Genomic DNA, 16511 nt, shown 5'->3' with positions numbered 1-16511 from the left:
CGGGCGCGCGGCGCCCGTGGGGGTGGTCGTGGCGGGCCGACCGGCCGGAACGGCCGCCGGCGGAGGCCCGGGGCATCAGGGGTGGCCGGGGCCGGGGGTCAGGACGGGACGCGCCACGTGCTGAGGCGGCGTTCGATCGTGACGAGGATCTGGTTGAAGGCGAGGCCGATCGCGGAGATCGTGACGATGCCCGCGTACATCTGCGGGATCGCGAAGTTGAACTGCGAGGCGTTGATCAGGTAGCCGAGGCCCGCCTTCGCGCCGATCATCTCGGCCGCGACCAGGACCAGGATGGAGACCGCCCCCGCGAGCCGGATGCCGGTGAAGATGACGGGTACCGACGCCGGCAGGATCACCTTCTGGAACAGCTTCGGCGTGGAAAGGTCCATCGAGCGCGCCAGTTTCACCAGGGTCGGATCGGCGTTGCCCACGGCGCTGATGGTGTTCAGCAGGATCGGCCAGACGCAGGCGTACACGACGATCGAGACCTTCGAGGTCTCCCCGATGCCCAGCAGGAGGACGAACACCGGCAGCAGCGCGAGCGCCGCCGTGTTGCGGAACACCTCCAGCAGCGGCCCGAGCAGCGCCGCCACCGGCCGGTACCAGCCGATCAGCAGCCCGAGCGGGACCGCGACGGCCACCGCGATGCCGAATCCGCCGAAGGAGCGGGCCAGGCTCGCCTTGCTGTGCTCGGCGAGCTGCCCGTTGCCCAGCAGCTCCCACCAGGCCTTGGCGACCTCGCTCACCGGCGGCAGGAACGTCGCGTCGACCAGCCCCAGCCGCGGCGCCGCCTCCCACAGGGCAAGCAGCGCGAGGATCGCCGCCGAGCGCAGCGCCACCGCCCGCAGCCCCCGCAGGACGCGCAGCGCCCATGCCGCGGCCGGTGCCCGTACGGGGGCCGGCGCGAGGGTCCGTACCGCCGGGGGCGCGAGGGTCCGTACGGCCGTCGCCTCTGCTTCCGTCGTCGTCCCGGCCTTCACCGCCGCTTCCACCGTGGTGCTCATACGGCGACCTCCTCCTTCTCCAGTTGCTGGGCGCGGGCCACCTCGTCGTGGAGCAGGGTCCAGATCTCGTGGCGGTAGCGGGCGAACTCCGGGCTGGAGCGCAGGTCTTCACCGGTGGCACCGGTGGCCCGGTCGCCGAACGACACCGGGACGACCTGCTTGACCCGCCCGGGGCGGGAGGTGATGACGGCCACCCGCTGCCCGAGGTAGACGGCCTCTTCGATGCCGTGCGTGATGAACACGATCGTCTTGCCGGTGCTCTGCCAGATCCGCCGCAGTTCGTCCTGGAGGGACTCGCGGGTCTGCGCGTCGAGCGCCGCGAACGGCTCGTCCATCAGGAGCACGTCCGGGTCGTACGCGAGCGAGCGCGCGATGGCGACCCGCTGGCGCATGCCGCCGGACAGTTCGTGCGGGTGCCGGTCCTCGAACCCGGTGAGACCGACGAGGTCCAGGAACTCCCTTGCCTTCGCAGCTCGTTGGCGGCGCGGAACGCCGGTGGCCTCCAGGCCGAACTCGATGTTGCCCAGCGCGGTGCGCCACGGCAGCAGCGCGTACTGCTGGAAGACGATGCCCCGGTCGAGCCCCGGCCCGGTGACCGGCTTGCCGTCGAGCAGGATCCGGCCGGAGGTGGGCGGGGTCAGGCCGCCGAGCAGGTCCAGGAGGGTGGACTTGCCGCAGCCGCTGGGGCCCACGACGACCACGAACTCCCCCGACCCGATCTCCAGGTCGATGCCGTCGAGGGCGGTGAACTCCTCCTTGATCCCGTTCTTCTTCTTGTTCTTCGTCGGGAAGGTCTTCGTCACGGATTCGAACACGATCTTTGCCATGGCGCCGGTCAGCCCTTCCCGTGTCCGTTGAACTCGTTGGTGTAGAGGTCGGCCGCCTTGAGCTGGCCCTTCTTGATCTCCCCGCGGTCGCCGAGCCAGTCGAGCCAGAGCTGGAACTCCTTGTCGGCGATCCGGCCGCCTGCCTCGGCGACCCCGTAGGAGCGCCAGTACTGCAGGGTCGAGGTGTCCTCGTTGCGGCCGCGCTTCTTGACGATCTCCGTCATCCGCGCGACGACCTCCTCGCGCGGGGTGGTGCGGGACCACTCGATGGCCTTGGCCACGCCGGTCACGAAGGTCCGTACGGTGTCCGGGTTCTGCTTGATGAAGCGCTCGGTCATGATGTAGGTCCCGGCGCTGAACGGACCGAGCAGTTCCACATCGGTGAACAGCGGACGGATGCCGCCGGCTGCGAGGGCCTTGTCGCGCAGGACTCCGGTGAGGACACCGACCTCGATCTGCTTCTGCCGCAGCGACTGTTCGGTGTTGACGGGCGGAACCACGAGGGGCTCGACCTTGGCCGCGTCCTCCTTGGAGAGCCCGCCCCGGCTCAGGTAGATGTCGAGCAGGGCCTGGTAGTGGGCACCCAGGGTGTTCATGCCGACCTTTTTGCCGACCAGGTCGCGGGCCGAGCGGATCCGGCTGTCCTCCAGCACGTAGTAGCCGCCGTAGGAGTACTGGTCGGAGCCGTAGGAGGAGATGACGGCCTTGATCGGCGCCTTGGTGGAGGCGAGCTTGATGACGGCGCCGTTGAAGGCGCTGCCGAAGTGCGTCTGGCCCGTGGCCGCGGACTGGATGTCCTGGGGGCCGCTGATGGTGTTGCCGACCCAGTCCAGGGTCACGTTCCCGAGGTAGCCGAGCTCCGCGGCGAGTTCGGGGAGCGTGACCGCGCCGACCGCTCCCTGGTACTTCAGGGAGGTGATCTGCTCGCCGCTGGAGCCGCCGGTGGCGGTCGCCGTCCCGCAGCTCACCGCGGCCGCCGAGATGCCGAGCAGGGTGAGGAACTGGCGTCGGGAGGTACGGGTGGTGGTGAAGGCTGCGGACATGGCGATTCCTTGTCGATCCGGTCGGGCGGGTCGGGCGGTTAGGACAGGTCGGGCGGGTGATTCCGTACGAAGATCAGCGCGCGGTGGCGAGCGCGGCGGCCTGGGCGGCGCGCAGGGCCTCGGCGAACTCGTCGACGGCCTGGTACAGGTCCAGCTCCGCCTCGGGCCGCAGCCGGTCCGGGCCGGCCCCGCGCTCGACGGAGGAGTCGAGGACGAAGCGGCCGGCGGTGACGTGCCGGGCGCCGAGCGCGGCGAGGACCGGGCGCAGGGCGTAGTCGATGGTCAGGACGTGGGCGAGGCTGCCGCCCGTGGCCAGCGGGAAGACCGTCTTCCCGGCCAGCCCGTCCTGCGGGAGCAGGTCGAGGAAGGCCTTGAGGAGCCCTGTGTACGAGGCCTTGTAGACGGGCGTCGCGATGACGATCCCGTCGGCTTCGGCGACGGCTTCCAGGGCCCGGCGGATCTCCGGCTCGCCGCGGCGGGCGGCGAGCAGATCGGCGGCGGGGAGCTCCCGGACGGCGAGCTGCGCGGTCTCGAACCCGGCGTGGTTCAGGCGGCGCAGCACGTGGTCGGCGACCACGTCGGTACGGGAGTGGACGGACGGACTGCCGGTGAGGGCGAGCAGCTTGGGCACGGAGCGCTCCTTGGCTGACGGGGAGGGTGGGGTGGGACGGGTCGTTCGAGGCCGGGCGGTGCCGGGCCGTGCGTTTCGGTGCCCGGCGGCTCAGGCTTCGGAGGCGGAGGCTCCGGAGGCGATGCCGAAGGCCGGGTCCGGGACGGCTTCCGGGCTGATCAGCCGGGACGGGACCCCGTCGGGCCCGACCGGGACGTCGCCGTCGACGGTCACGCGGCGCAGGGTGCGCTCGTGGTCGTCGGAGTCGTCGACGCCGTAGTGCTGGGTGGCGCGGTTGTCCCAGATCGCGACGTCACCGGCCTGCCACTGCCAGCGGACGGTGTTCTCGGGGAGCTCGATGTGGGCCTGGAAGAGGTCCTGGAGGAGGCGCGAGTCACGGCCGGTGAGCCCGTTGATCCGCTGGACGAAGTTGCCGAGCAGCAGGGTGCGTTCGCCGGTCTCGGGGTGGACCCGGACCACCGGGTGCTCGGTGAGGAACTTGGTCGAGGTGAACACCTCGCGGTACTGGGCGAGCGCCTCGGGCAGGGCGTCGGGCCTCAGGGCCGCGTAGTCGTACTCGTTGGAGTGCACGGCACGCAGGCTGTCGGCGAGGACGCGCAGCGGCTCGGGCAGGCCGGCGTAGGCGGTGGCCGTGTTGGCCCACAGGGTGTTGCCCCCGTACGGCGGGATGGTGACGGCGCGCAGGATGGAGAAGGCGGGGTAGGCGGGGACGAAGGTGACGTCCGTGTGCCACTGGTTGGCGCGGGCTCCGTGGTGGGAGTCGATGCCGAGCGCGTAACGCCCGTCGGCGGAGGGCACGGTGGGGTGCGCGACGGGCGCGCCGAGCAGCTGGGCGAAGGCCTCGTGCCCGTCTTCGTCGAGGTGGCCCTGCCCCCGGAAGAAGACGACCTTGTGGGCGAGCAACGCGGCCCGGATCCCGGCGACGGCCTCGGCTTCGAGCTCGCCGCCGAGCCGGACTCCGCCGATCTCGGCGCCTATGCGGCCGCCGATCTTGGTGACGGTGAGGTCGGTGCGGGTGGCAGTGGACATGACGGGCTCCTTGTTTATTTCCGCAGAGGAAGAAATGAAGGGAAGCGAGGACGAGGGAGATCCGACCGGGGAAGACGGACGGGTGGTGGAGGGGCGGGGGCCGCCCGTGGGCCGGCCGACCGGGCTACGACTTTCGGCCTTCGGCTTCGCCTTTGGGCTTCGGCTTTGGGCTTCGGCTTTGGGCTTCGGCTGGCGGCTGGCGGGGTTCGGCGGGGCGGCGAGGTTCGGCGGGCAGGGGCCTGCGGCAGAACAACGACGTTCAGCCGGCAGAGCCGGTTCGAGCATCGACGGGCAGCCGACGGCCGGCGACGGGGCGAGCGGGCGGTGCGCGGATCAGGTCAACCTGACCCCGGAGCCTTGGCCACCACCAGTCCGTTGGTGACACGGCTCGAGCCCGTACGTCGACCAGCCCGGCCGACGGGGGCACGAACGCCCAGCCCCTCGACAACTAGGCGACTCGGCGGCTCGGCGGCTCAGGGGCCGGGGGGCTCAGGGGCGCAGACGCTCAGGAACAGCGCGGGGCCGTACAGCGACGGCCCTGACACTCGCCCGGCGCGGTACAGAGGCCGGGGGTGTGGAGCCGCGGGGCGAGGAACTCGGTCGCGGTCATGTCCCGGAGACTGCCAGCGCCCCCACCCCCGGTCAACCCCACCGAGCACCCCCCACCAGCACCCCCGACCCCCGACACGCACCCTCTTCGACCTGCGCTTTCACCATTTCCCGCCACTCCCGGAACGGCCGAAACCCATGCCCTGATTTCACGCCCCCGCAACGCACCCGCCACGCACCACCACATCCCGCCCCACCTCGACGCGCCCCCGCCGAGCGCAGCGACACGGCATGATCGGGACCACACCCCACCCCCCGAGGAGCCCGCCCGTGTCCCCCACCCCCGGTGACAGCCGGGCCGCCGCCAACGCCGCCTCCGTGCTCCGCGCCGTCCTGACCCACGGCCCCCTCGCTCGGAGCGACCTCCCGAAGCTCTGCGGTCTCAGCCCGGCCGCCGTGTCCCGGCAGACCACGGCCCTGCTCCGCGCCGGCCTGCTGCACGAGCACCCCGAGCCGGAGCAGCCGCCCGCGGCAACCGGAACCGGACCCGGCGGCGGACCCGGCACCGGACCCACCACCGGCCCCGGCCCCGGCCGCCCCCGCATCCCCCTCGACCTGCACACCGGCCCCCTCGGCGGCCCCCTCGCCGCCGGCCTGCACATCGGCGTGCCCGCCTCCACCTTCAGCCTCGTCGACCTGCGCGGCCGCGTCCTGGCCCGCCGGGCCTTCCCGCACGCGGGCCGCTCCCCCGGCAGCCTCCCCGCGGACATCGCCGCCGAACTCGGCCGGTTCCTCCAGGTCTCCAACCCCGCCGGCCGCCCCCTGCTCGGCGTCGGCGCGGCCCTCGGCGGCTGGGTCCGCCCGGCCGACGGCACCGTCGTCCGCCACGACGCCCTCGGCTGGCGCGATCTCCCCCTCGGCCCCGAGCTCTCCGACCGCCTCGGCCTGCCCGTCTCCGTGGACAACCACGCCCGCGCCGTCGCCCACGCCGAGATCCTCTTCGGCCGCCCGGAGGCCCGCTCCAGCCTCCTCCACCTCTTCATCGGCAACGTGGTCGACGCCGCCTTCGGCATCGAGGGCACCGTGCACCAGGGGCCGGGTGCCGCCGCCGGGGACGTCGCGCACCTTCCGGTGCCCGGGTCGCAGACCCCCTGCGCGTGCGGTCGTACGGGCTGCCTCCAGGCGAGCGCCTCCGACGGGGTCCTCGGCGCCGAGGCCGTGCGCCGCGGGATCATCCCGGAGCCCGCCGACAACGCAGTCAGCCTCCTGGTCGACGCCGCCGCCACCGGCGACCCCCGTGCCGACCGGCTGCTGCGCGAACGCGCCCGTACCGTGGGCCGGGCCGCCGCACTGCTCCTCGACGTGTTCAACCCGGCCGTCATGGTGGTCGCCGAGCTGGCCGGCATCCTCCACGACGGCTATCTCGACGAGATCCGCGACGCAGCCGGTGACCAGGACCGCTACGGGCGGCGGATCGTCGCCCCGCAGGCGGGTCCCGCCGTACTCCCGGTAGCCTCCGCGTCCGTCCTCCTCGCCCCGCTCTTTCGTGACCCCTCCCGACTCACATGAGAGGGCGAGATCACATCCGGTGGTTATAGGTCGTTCACAAGGACCCCCCTAACATTCGAGCCATGACGGTCCTGCCTGATGACGGGCTCTCCTTGGCCGCCGAATTCCCTGACGCGACGCATGAGCAGTGGCAGCGCCTGGTAGAGGGCGTGCTGCGCAAGTCGGGCAAGGAAGTTTCCGGCGAGGCAGCGGAAGACGCGTTGTCCACGAAGCTCGAGGACGGGCTCACCACCCGCCCGCTGTACACCGCGCCCGAAACCGCGCCCGACACCGGGTTTCCCGGGTTCGCGCCCTTTGTACGGGGCGGGCGCGCCGAGGGCAGCGCCGCCTCGGGCTGGGACGTGCGCCAGCGGATCGCGGGCACCGACCCCGTACGGGTGAACGACGCGGCCCTGGCCGACCTGGAGAACGGCACCACCTCGCTGTGGCTGGCCGTAGGCGACGCCGGCCTCCCCGCGGAGGGCCTGGGCCGTGCGCTGGAGGGGGTCTACCTCGACCTCGCGCCCGTCTCCCTGGACCCCGGAGCCCAATTCGCCGAGGCCGCCAGAGCTTTGCTCGCGCTGTACGCCGAGCGTGCGGTGGCCCCCGAGGCCGCCCATGCCTCCCTGGGCGCCGACCCGCTGGGCCACGAGGCCCGGACGGGTGAGGCACTGGACCTGGCGGAGGCCGCGGCGCTCGCCGCGGACACGGCCGCCTGGCCCCACGTGCGCGCCCTGACCGTCGACGCCCTGCCCTACCACGAGGCGGGCGGCAGCGCCGCCGAGGAGCTGGGACTCTCCCTGGCCACCGGGGTCGCCTACCTGCGCGCCCTCACCGATGCGGGCCTGAGCACCGAAGCGGCCTTCGGCGAGCTGGAGTTCCGTTACGCCGCCACCGCCGACCAGTTCCTCACCATCGCCAAGCTGCGCGCCGCCCGTCGGCTGTGGGCCCGGATCGCCGAGGCCTGCGGGGCTCCCGGGGCCGGCGCCCAGCGCCAGCACGCCGTCACCTCGCCGGTGATGATGACCCGCCGCGACCCGTGGGTGAACATGCTGCGCACCACCGTCGCCTGCATGGCGGCGGGCGTGGGCGGCGCCGACGCGGTCACCGTGCTCCCGTTCGACCAGGAGCTCGGTCTGCCCGACGCGTTCGCCCGGCGCATCTCCCGCAACACCTCCACCATCCTGCTGGAGGAGTCCCACCTGGCCCGCGTGATCGACCCGGCCGGCGGCTCGTACTACGTCGAGCAGCTCACCGACGAACTCGCCCACGCCGCCTGGGAGTTCTTCCGAAGCATCGAGAAGGCGGGCGGCCAGGCCGCCGCCCTGCGGTCCGGCCTGGTCGCAGACCGCCTCGCCGCCACCTGGGCCGCACGCTCGAAGAAGCTGGCCACCCGGCGCGAACCCATCACCGGAGTCAGCGAGTTCCCGCACCTCTCCGAGAAGCCGGTCGTACGCGAACCCGCGCCGGCCCCGCTCACCGGCGGATTGCCGCGCGTGCGGCGCGATGAGGCGTACGAGGCCCTGCGCGCCCGCAGCGACGTACACCTGACGGCGACGGGAGCCCGGCCCACCGTCTTCCTGGCGGCCCTGGGCCCGGCGGCCGCGCACACCGCCCGCGCCACCTTCGCCTCGAACCTGTTCCAGGCGGGCGGCATCACCCCGGTCCACGACCCGGTGTCGGTGACCCCGGAGACGGCGGCGGCGGCCTACGCGGCCAGCGGCGCCGACGGCATGGCCGTGCTGTGCTCCAGCGACGCGCTGTACGAGGAGCAGGCCGAGGCGGTGGCCGCGGCCCTGCGCTCGGCCGGCGCGACGACCGTGTTCCTCGCGGGCAAGCCCGGCACCGCCGCGGCGGCCGTGGACGAGTACGTCTTCGCCGGCTGCGACGCGGTCGCCGTGCTGTCCTCCGTACTCGACCGGATGGGAGTCGCGTCTTGAGCACCCCCCGCATCCCCGATTTCTCCGAACTCCCGCTGGACGGTGCGGCCCCCGCCGCCGGTTCCGAGGACCAGTGGCGCACGGCGGTCAAGGAGTCCACCGGCACCACCCCCGCCGACCTGCTGTGGGAGACCCCCGAGGGGATCGGCGTACAGCCCCTGTACACGGGCCGCGATCTGGAGGGCCTGGACTTCCTCCAGACCTATCCGGGTGTGGCCCCGTACCTGCGCGGCCCGTACCCGACGATGTACGTCAACCAGCCCTGGACGATCCGGCAGTACGCGGGCTTCTCCACGGCCGAGGAGTCCAACGCCTTCTACCGGCGCAACCTCGCGGCCGGCCAGAAGGGCCTGTCGATCGCCTTCGACCTGCCCACGCACCGCGGCTACGACAGCGACCACCCGCGCGTGACGGGCGACGTCGGCATGGCGGGCGTGGCGATCGACTCGATCTACGACATGCGCCAGCTCTTCGACGGCATCCCGCTGGACAAGATGACGGTGTCGATGACGATGAACGGCGCCGTACTGCCGATCCTCGCCCTCTACATCGTGGCGGCGGAGGAGCAGGGCGTCTCCCCCGACAAGCTCGCCGGGACCATCCAGAACGACATCCTCAAAGAGTTCATGGTCCGCAACACCTACATCTATCCGCCGAAGCCCTCGATGCGGATCATCTCCGACATCTTCGCCTTCACCTCGCAGAAGATGCCCCGCTACAACTCCATCTCGATCTCGGGCTACCACATCCAGGAAGCCGGAGCCACGGCCGACCTGGAGCTGGCGTACACCCTCGCGGACGGCGTGGAGTACCTGCGGGCGGGCCAGGCCGTCGGCCTGGACGTGGACGCCTTCGCACCGCGCCTGTCCTTCTTCTGGGCGATCGGCATGAACTTCTTCATGGAGGTGGCGAAGCTGCGCGCGGCCCGCCTCCTCTGGGCGCGGCTGGTCAAGCAGTTCGACCCGAAGAACGCCAAGTCCCTTTCCCTGCGCACCCATTCGCAGACCTCGGGCTGGTCCCTCACGGCGCAGGACGTCTTCAACAACGTCACCCGTACCTGCATCGAGGCGATGGCGGCGACCCAGGGCCACACCCAGTCGCTGCACACCAACGCCCTGGACGAGGCCCTCGCCCTCCCCACCGACTTCTCCGCCCGCATCGCCCGCAACACCCAGCTCCTCCTCCAGCAGGAGTCGGGGACCTGCCGGTCCATCGACCCGTGGGGCGGCAGCGCGTACGTCGAGAAGCTGACGTACGACCTGGCGCGCCGGGCCTGGCAGCACATCCAGGAGGTCGAGGCGGCCGGCGGCATGGCGCAGGCCATCGACGCGGGCATCCCCAAGCTCCGTGTGGAGGAGGCGGCGGCCCGCACGCAGGCCCGCATCGACTCGGGCCGCCAGCCGGTGATCGGCGTCAACAAGTACCGGGTGGCGACGGACGAGCAGATCGACGTCCTCAAGGTCGACAACTCCTCCGTGCGCACCCAGCAGATCGAGAAGCTCCGGCGGCTGCGCGAGGAGCGCGACGAGGCGGTCACCCAGGACACCCTGCGGGCGCTGACCAACGCGGCCGAGCGCGGGGACGGCAACCTCCTCGCCCTGGCGGTGGACGCGGCGCGCGCGAAGGCCACGGTGGGCGAGATCTCGGACGCCCTGGAGAAGGTGTACGGGCGGCACGCGAGCCAGATCCGTACGATCTCGGGTGTGTACCGAACCGAAGCAGGCGAGTCCCCGTCCCTGGAGCGCACCCGCGCGCTCGTCGACCGGTTCGAGGAGGCGGAGGGCCGCCGGCCGCGCATCCTGGTCTGCAAGATGGGCCAGGACGGGCACGACCGCGGCCAGAAGGTGATCGCGACCGCCTTCGCCGACCTGGGCTTCGACGTGGACGTCGGCCCGCTGTTCCAGACCCCGGAGAAAGTGGCCCGCCAGGCCGTGGAGGCCGACGTGCACGTGGTCGGCGTCTCCTCGCTGGCCGCCGGCCACCTGACCCTCGTACCGGCGCTGCGCGAGGCCCTCGCCTCGGAGGGCCGCGGGGACATCATGATCGTCGTGGGCGGGGTCATCCCTCCGGCGGACGTCCCCACCCTCCTCGAGATGGGGGCGACGGCGGTGTTCCCGCCCGGCACGGTCATCCCGGACGCGGCGCACGACCTGGTGACGCGGCTCGCCGCGGACCTGGGCCACGAGCTGTAGCCGCCGTGCCCCCGATCGACATCACCGCCTACACGAAGGGCGTACTCGACGGGAAGCGCGCGTTCATCGCGCGCGCGATCACCCTCGTCGAGTCCACCCTGCCCGCGCACCGGGCCCTGGCCCAGAGCCTGTTGACGGAGCTCCTGCCCCACTCCGGGCGGGCGCGCCGCATCGGCATCAGCGGGGTGCCGGGCGTCGGGAAGTCCACCTTCATCGACGCGTTCGGCACCCTGCTGACGGGGCTGGGCCACCGGGTGGCGGTCCTGGCCGTCGACCCGTCCTCCACCCGTACGGGCGGCTCCATCCTGGGCGACAAGACCCGCATGGAACGCCTCTCCGTGGACCCCGCGGCCTTCGTCCGCCCGTCCCCCTCGGCGGGGACGCTGGGCGGGGTGGCGAAGGCCACCCGGGAATCGATCATCGTGATGGAGGCGGCGGGCTACGACGTGGTCCTCGTCGAAACGGTGGGCGTGGGCCAGTCGGAGACGACGGTCGCCGGGATGGTCGACTCCTTCCTCCTGCTCTCCCTCGCCCGGACGGGCGACGGGCTCCAGGGCATCAAGAAGGGCGTCCTGGAACTGGCCGACGTCCTCGCGGTCAACAAGGCGGACGGCCCGCACGAGCGCGACGCGAAGTCCGCGGCGCGCGAACTGTCGAGCGCGCTGCGCCTGATGCACCCGGCCGACGCCGCGTGGACCCCGCCGGTCCTGACGTGCAGCGCCCGGGAATCCACGGGCCTGGAGGAGGTCTGGAACCGCCTGGAACAACACCGCCTGCTCCTGGAGGCGGGCGGCCGCCTGGCATCGAAGCGTGCGGCCCAGCAGGTGGAGTGGACCTGGTCGATGGTCCACGACGAACTCCTGGAACGCCTCCGCTCGAACCCGGCGGTACGAGACCTGGCCCCCACCCTGGAATCAGCGGTCCGCGCGGGCACCCTGACCCCCACCCTGGCAGCGGACCGCCTACTGGCGGCTTTCACCGACTCCTGACGGGGGCCATTCCAGCCTCGCCGGCGTTTGAGGCGCGGGGTCTGGGGCGGAGCCCCAGGAAACGGAGAAAGGGCGGGGCGGGGAGCAAGCCCGCGCAGCGGCACCCCCGACCCCGCCCCGGAATCCGGCACCGGGAGCCCCGGCCCTCCGGACTCGGGTCAGACCGGGTCAGGCGGCGACCAACACGGGCCCACCGGTGCCCAGCATCCGCCGAAGCACCCGCACCCGCTCCTCCGCCTCCCCCTCGGCGAGCAACGCCGCCAGCACGGCAACCCGCGCCTGCGGCGCCCGCAGCGTCCCCGTCGGCACGGCCCCGGCCGCAACCAGGTCCACCGCACCCCCGTGGGTGTAGATCTCCGTCACCGGCCCGGCCGCAACCCGCGTGGTCAACGCCACCAGCACACCGTCCGCGACGGCCGCCTTCACCGCGTCGACAACCTCCGGCGTAGCGTTGCCCGCACCCGTCCCGACCAGGACGATCCCCCGCGCCCCCGCCGCCACCGCGGCGTTCAGCAACACCGCGTCACCACTCACGTGGTGCACCACGACGTCCACCCGCGGCGGCCCTTCCGGCGCCTCCGGCATCGCCGGCAACGGCAGCGGCTCCGGCCGCACCGGCGTCCGCAGCACGGTGACCTTGCCGAAACCGACCTTCCCCAGCAGTTCCTTCGACGGGTCGGCAAAGGCATCCAGCGCCACGGCCTGCGCCTTCACGGTCCCGCGCGCCGCGTGCACGCGCCCCGCGAACGTGATCAGGACGCCGAGCCCGCGCGTCTTCGACGCGGTCAGCAGGGCATCGTAGAGATTGCCGGGACCGTCCCCGTCCGCCGCCCCCATGGGCCGCTGCGAGCCGGTGAAAACAACAGAACGCTCATCGTGATGGTGCAGGTCCAACAGGAACGCCGACTCCTCCAGCGTGTCGGTGCCGTGCGTGACGACGACCCCGTCCACACCCGGGTCGGCGAGCACCTCGTGCACGGTCCGCAGCAGGGTCAGCTGGTGCGCGGTGGTCAGCCGAGGGCTGTTGACGCTGAACAGGTCGACGACCTCGACGCTCACGCCCTCCGGCAGCGGCGCAGTGGCCATGACTTCGGCCCCGTCCGCATCGGCCGCGAAACCGGAACCCTGCCAGCGGCTGGCTATCGTCCCGCCCGTACTGATCACGACGATGCGTCCCATGACCACGACCCTTCCCTCACACAGCCCGAAACGGCCCGCACAGATTTTCTACAAACGGCAATGGTAGGCCGATCTACGCGCAACGCGATTGCGATTTCGCCCCACCGCGCAATAAAACCTGAGTGATAATTGCGCAATGGACGCGATCGACAAAGAAATCTTGCGCGAGCTCCAGGCCGACGGCCGGCTCAGCAACCAGGAGCTGGCCCAGCGCGTGGGCCTCACCCCCTCCCCCTGCATGCGCCGGGTCCGCCAGCTCGAAGAGGAAGGCATCATCCAGGGCTACCGCGCGGTGATCTCCCCCGAAGCCGTGGGGCGCGGCTTCGAGGTCCTGGTCTCCGTGGAGGTCCGCCGCGACCGCGAGGCCGTAGAAGCCTTCGAAGCGGCCCTCCAGGACATCCCCGACGTCATCGAGGCCTACCGCCTCTTCGGCAGCCCCGGCTGCCTCCTGCGCATCGCGGTGGCAGACCTCCGCGCGTACGAACGCCTCTGGATCGAGCAACTGACGGCCCTCTCGGGCGTCACGGAGGTCAACTCCCAGATCATCATGAAACGCATCAAGGAACCGACGGGCCTGCCGGTCTGACCCGGGGGAAGTCAGGTACTCCCCCTACTCATCTCGGCGCCTTTGCGCCAATGAACAGGACGTTCTCGGAAACCCGGCAGCTGGTGGCCGTTCCCCCTCGATAGCCTGATGGGTTCGTGCCCACCGCCTCTGGTCTTCGGCGGGGGTTCCCTGGCCGCGGCAACCATGCAGCTGTGGCTGGCCTGTGTACCGCAGCGGACCGTCGTCGTCACCCGTCCGGACGGGGCGGTGCTGCGGATCTCGGGCAAGGAGGCGCGCACTGACGACGAGCGGATCGCGCGGTTCCTCGCCGGGGACGGTCCGGCCGGTGAGGGTGGCGGGAACGGGTCCGGGGCGGCATGAGCGACAACGACCGGTACGCCATCCTCATCGGGGTATCCACGTACGACAGCGACCTCTACTACGATCTGCCGCCCGTGCGGGCCGACTTGCACTACATGCAGGCGGTCCTGGAAAGCACCGAGATCGGGATGTACAACGACTGCGCCATGGTCCCCGAACCGACCAAGGCCGAGATGCTGCATACGCTCGAGTCCTTTCTGGAGGACCGGCAGCCGAGCGAGACGGCCCTGTTCTACTTCAGCGGACACGGCGAGTTCTGCGAGAGCGACAACCAGCTCTACTTCCTCACCCGGGACACCGACCCGGACGACCTGCCGGGCACGGCAGTCTCCGCGGAGTCGCTGGAGCGCGCGCTCCAGGCCTGCCGCGCGTCCTCCAAGATCGTGCTACTGGACTGCTGCTCCAGTGGCTCCTTGGTGCAGGGCTGGACGGCCAAGGGGACGGCGGACACCACCGATCGGCCGGTGCCCAGCACCGTCCTGCGGCCGGCCGGTGTCTACTTCATCACCGCCTCCGACGCTCTCCAGGCCGCCTCCGCGATGGCGCCGGCAGGCACCTCCCGGTTCACCGGAGAAATCGTCGAAGGACTCCGCACCGGGCGGATCAAGGAGAACGGAGGGTGGATCACCCCTGACGACCTCTTCGAGTACCTGACCTGCCAGATGGTGCGCAGCGGGGTCCCCGAGGAACAGCGGCCGACGAAGTCGACGATCCGCGCGACGAACAGCCTGCCCTTCGCCCGCTCAGTGGCCAGGTCCATCCAGCATCCGGCCCCTCCCCACGACGCCGCCGGGGCCCTGCGGCACTCCCCCGCCCTGCTCAGGCCCGTGAACTGGCGGAACGGGACGCCCGCGACGGCGTGGAATGGCAGCGCCTCCTGCGCTACTACGTCCACTGCCTGTCCGCGCAGGCGGCATCGCGCACGCTGCCCGAGCGTGACAAGGGACGCGACTCGGCCTATTTCCTGCTGGGCAGGGGATCCGAGACGATCCAGTCCGGCCTCGGCTCGGTCCTGTCCGCCCCGGCACAGGCAGCGGGTCTCTCGCCGGCCTTTCCTACGCGTTGACGCGAGCGATGCGCGAGGTGCTCCTTGGCGCCGCCCCCTAGCATCGCTCACTCGGCGGGCAGAGGTCTGCCTGGCCGAATGGCGCGAAGAGGACGCTCCGCAGCTGGTACATCCCGGCGGGTCTCTCGTCACGCGTCTGGGAAATGACGTCCGTTGGTGGACTTGGGCCGGCTACCGCGCGAATGCCACCCTTGCGGCAACACTCCCCTCGATCGCCGACCCCGTTCAGCGCCCGACGGACTGCTGCGTCCGGCTACGGGAAGATCTGACACCCGACATGTGGCATCTCGCCCTCGAAGGGACCGACGGCGGCTCCGCATTGGTACTGCCGGACGTCGATCACCGGGCGGTGAACGGCTTGAAGTTCTCGGCAGCACTGCCGCAGCGCGTCGCAGTGGCTACGGTCGCGGCCCGGCTGGCCGACTTCGACGGTGCACGCGCAGCCCTCGGGGAACCCGTGCGCTTCAACACGGGATCAGCCACCTGAGATCTACTCGCCGAGACGTGCACACGGCCACAGAGCCATCACCACACTGCCCGCAGAGTCACAGGCTCCGGACCGCGAACGCCATGTGCTGGATGTTTCCGACAGTGAGCCACTTTCCGAAGGTGCCGACCCCGCCCGAGCCGTGCGCACAGTTCCTCAGCCAGACTTCGCCACCGCTGGCTCCCGGGCCCCGGAAATCCGGTAGTTCGAGAATGCGCCGAGCAGCCGCCCGGTTGTGGGCCGCCCGGCCGTCTCCTCGGGCCAGCGTCTTGGCGATGACGAACGACTGGTCCGTCGTGTACCGGAGAGAGCCCCAAGGCGGCCCTCCCCCGGCCGCCCGTGGAACGCGGGCCAGGGCGGACGCGGGCTGGATTCCGTAGTCGCCGTACCGGAGGACAGGCAGGTAGGAGCGGCCGCTGGCCGCTATGTCCCGCCACATGCTCCAGTCCATACGCGGCTCTTCGAACTCCCCCCGCTCAAGAGCGTCGGCGGTGACCTCGGGGAAGCCACCGCTCAGCAGTGCCACGGTCCGCCAGGGAGCCAGGGGGACGAGTGCGTCCAGGGCCCTCAGTGCTTCCTTGCCCGCGTCAGGCCGGTCGGCTCGTACCGTGACGAGATCAAGGAGAAGGTCCACCTGGACTGAGAGATCGGCTCGCGCAAGCAGGTCGCGTACGTCGTCCGTCGTACCGCTCCCCCACTCTCCGGGGACGGTCACCCGGATTCCGAGGCCATAGCCCGACAGCCGAGCGATGGAAAGCGCCGCAGCCTGCTGGCCCGCCGGGCGACCCGGGCCGGTCACGGGGCGTAATGGCCCCCGCGAGCTGGCCTCCCGTAACAGCTCGGCGAGTACGCCGGCCTCCGACTCGACGGCGAAAGGAGCGTCCAGCCAGGCTTGTTGGTAGCGCTGGGCTTGGACCACCAGGGCCAGGTCCTTACGGATGGCCGTTGCCAGGTCGGTCCGCGACAATCCAGGACGAGGCGGAAGGCTCCAGACCGGCATGACGGCGTTCTGCGCATCCGGCCAAAGGCCCCGATAAGCTGCCGTGGCGTGCGGCCGGGTCGGCAGAACGGGAACGTACAGCGGTTCGGACATGACGGC

Annotated in this window: 13 protein-coding genes and 2 pseudogenes; 8 read left to right on the top strand and 7 right to left on the bottom strand. The window is 71.6% G+C overall.

Annotated features, from left to right (window positions below):
* Positions 1-98: 98 nt before the first annotated feature.
* From ACFVX6_RS09160 to ACFVX6_RS09140, 5 genes are all read right to left on the bottom strand, one after another.
* Positions 99-1004, bottom strand: coding sequence for an ABC transporter permease (locus tag ACFVX6_RS09160; RefSeq protein ID WP_389689499.1), 906 nt, complete (start codon positions 1002-1004; stop codon positions 99-101).
* Complete coding sequence (locus ACFVX6_RS09155; protein ID WP_389689497.1) at positions 1001-1831, bottom strand: ABC transporter ATP-binding protein; 831 nt, start codon at positions 1829-1831, stop codon at positions 1001-1003. The genes ACFVX6_RS09160 and ACFVX6_RS09155 overlap by 4 nt, the downstream gene beginning before the upstream one ends.
* An 8-nt stretch (positions 1832-1839) precedes the next feature.
* Complete coding sequence (locus ACFVX6_RS09150) at positions 1840-2874, bottom strand: ABC transporter substrate-binding protein (protein WP_389689495.1); 1035 nt, start codon at positions 2872-2874, stop codon at positions 1840-1842.
* Positions 2875-2947: 73 nt separating this feature from the next.
* Positions 2948-3505, bottom strand: coding sequence for an NADPH-dependent FMN reductase (gene ssuE, locus ACFVX6_RS09145; protein WP_389689493.1), 558 nt, complete (start codon positions 3503-3505; stop codon positions 2948-2950).
* A gap of 90 nt (positions 3506-3595) precedes the next feature.
* Positions 3596-4534 carry a TauD/TfdA dioxygenase family protein gene (locus ACFVX6_RS09140; protein ID WP_389689491.1) on the bottom strand — a complete coding sequence of 313 codons (939 nt, stop codon included), beginning with the start codon at positions 4532-4534 and terminating at the stop codon, positions 3596-3598.
* 840 nt (positions 4535-5374) lie between these two features.
* Between ACFVX6_RS09140 and ACFVX6_RS09135 the strand changes: the two genes are divergently transcribed.
* The 4 genes from ACFVX6_RS09135 (at position 5375) to meaB (ending at position 11752) form a co-directional block, all read left to right on the top strand.
* A complete protein-coding gene (locus ACFVX6_RS09135) occupies positions 5375-6652 on the top strand; it encodes an ROK family protein (protein ID WP_389689489.1) in 1278 nt (425 codons plus the stop codon).
* A gap of 62 nt (positions 6653-6714) precedes the next feature.
* Positions 6715-8571, top strand: a complete 1857-nt coding sequence (locus ACFVX6_RS09130) for a methylmalonyl-CoA mutase family protein (protein ID WP_389689487.1) — start codon at positions 6715-6717, stop codon at positions 8569-8571.
* On the top strand, positions 8568-10763 hold the full coding sequence (gene scpA / locus ACFVX6_RS09125; protein ID WP_389689485.1) for a methylmalonyl-CoA mutase: 2196 nt from the start codon (positions 8568-8570) through the stop codon (positions 10761-10763). Before ACFVX6_RS09130 ends, scpA begins: the two co-directional genes overlap by 4 nt.
* Positions 10764-10768: 5 nt before the next feature.
* On the top strand, positions 10769-11752 hold the full coding sequence (meaB, locus tag ACFVX6_RS09120; RefSeq protein WP_389689483.1) for a methylmalonyl Co-A mutase-associated GTPase MeaB: 984 nt from the start codon (positions 10769-10771) through the stop codon (positions 11750-11752).
* Between the two features lie 168 nt (positions 11753-11920).
* Here meaB and ACFVX6_RS09115 read toward each other — a convergent pair whose 3' ends face one another.
* Positions 11921-12931, bottom strand: coding sequence for an asparaginase (locus tag ACFVX6_RS09115; protein ID WP_389689481.1), 1011 nt, complete (start codon positions 12929-12931; stop codon positions 11921-11923).
* A 136-nt stretch (positions 12932-13067) separates the two neighbouring features.
* Here ACFVX6_RS09115 and ACFVX6_RS09110 point away from each other — a divergent pair, with 136 nt between their 5' ends.
* The 4 genes and pseudogenes from ACFVX6_RS09110 to ACFVX6_RS09095 all read left to right on the top strand — a co-directional run.
* The gene (locus ACFVX6_RS09110; RefSeq protein ID WP_250742902.1) at positions 13068-13517 is read left to right on the top strand and encodes an Lrp/AsnC family transcriptional regulator; all 450 of its coding nucleotides are present in this window, start codon (positions 13068-13070) and stop codon (positions 13515-13517) included.
* A gap of 165 nt (positions 13518-13682) precedes the next feature.
* Positions 13683-13859: a hypothetical protein gene (locus ACFVX6_RS09105; protein ID WP_389689479.1), complete on the top strand. Its 177-nt coding sequence runs from the start codon at positions 13683-13685 to the stop codon at positions 13857-13859.
* Positions 13856-14404, top strand: a pseudogene (locus ACFVX6_RS09100) (caspase domain-containing protein); the annotation flags it as partial. The gene ACFVX6_RS09105 and the pseudogene ACFVX6_RS09100, both read left to right, overlap by 4 nt.
* A 487-nt stretch (positions 14405-14891) precedes the next feature.
* Positions 14892-15412 (top strand): annotated as a pseudogene (locus ACFVX6_RS09095) (ATP-dependent helicase); the annotation flags it as partial.
* A gap of 58 nt (positions 15413-15470) precedes the next feature.
* Here the strand turns inward: ACFVX6_RS09095 and ACFVX6_RS09090 are convergent.
* Positions 15471-16505, bottom strand: coding sequence for a hypothetical protein (locus tag ACFVX6_RS09090; RefSeq protein WP_389689477.1), 1035 nt, complete (start codon positions 16503-16505; stop codon positions 15471-15473).
* Between the last annotated feature and the right edge of the window lie 6 nt (positions 16506-16511).

The organism is Streptomyces sp. NPDC058289 (assembly GCF_042880975.1).
GTDB lineage: Bacteria > Actinomycetota > Actinomycetes > Streptomycetales > Streptomycetaceae > Streptomyces > Streptomyces stoeckheimensis.
Note: the sequence above shows the minus strand (reverse complement) of the source record. Positions and strands in the feature narration are given on the sequence as shown.

Coding starts and splice junctions, on each gene's coding strand:
- ACFVX6_RS09160 (WP_389689499.1), bottom strand. CDS start 1,004: ATGAGCACCACGGTGGAAGCGGCGGTGAAGGCCGGGACGACGACGGAA.
- ACFVX6_RS09155 (WP_389689497.1), bottom strand. CDS start 1,831: ATGGCAAAGATCGTGTTCGAATCCGTGACGAAGACCTTCCCGACGAAG.
- ACFVX6_RS09150 (WP_389689495.1), bottom strand. CDS start 2,874: ATGTCCGCAGCCTTCACCACCACCCGTACCTCCCGACGCCAGTTCCTC.
- ACFVX6_RS09140 (WP_389689491.1), bottom strand. CDS start 4,534: ATGTCCACTGCCACCCGCACCGACCTCACCGTCACCAAGATCGGCGGC.
- ACFVX6_RS09135 (WP_389689489.1), top strand. CDS start 5,375: ATGATCGGGACCACACCCCACCCCCCGAGGAGCCCGCCCGTGTCCCCC.
- ACFVX6_RS09130 (WP_389689487.1), top strand. CDS start 6,715: ATGACGGTCCTGCCTGATGACGGGCTCTCCTTGGCCGCCGAATTCCCT.
- ACFVX6_RS09115 (WP_389689481.1), bottom strand. CDS start 12,931: ATGGGACGCATCGTCGTGATCAGTACGGGCGGGACGATAGCCAGCCGC.
- ACFVX6_RS09110 (WP_250742902.1), top strand. CDS start 13,068: ATGGACGCGATCGACAAAGAAATCTTGCGCGAGCTCCAGGCCGACGGC.
- ACFVX6_RS09105 (WP_389689479.1), top strand. CDS start 13,683: ATGCAGCTGTGGCTGGCCTGTGTACCGCAGCGGACCGTCGTCGTCACC.
- ACFVX6_RS09090 (WP_389689477.1), bottom strand. CDS start 16,505: ATGTCCGAACCGCTGTACGTTCCCGTTCTGCCGACCCGGCCGCACGCC.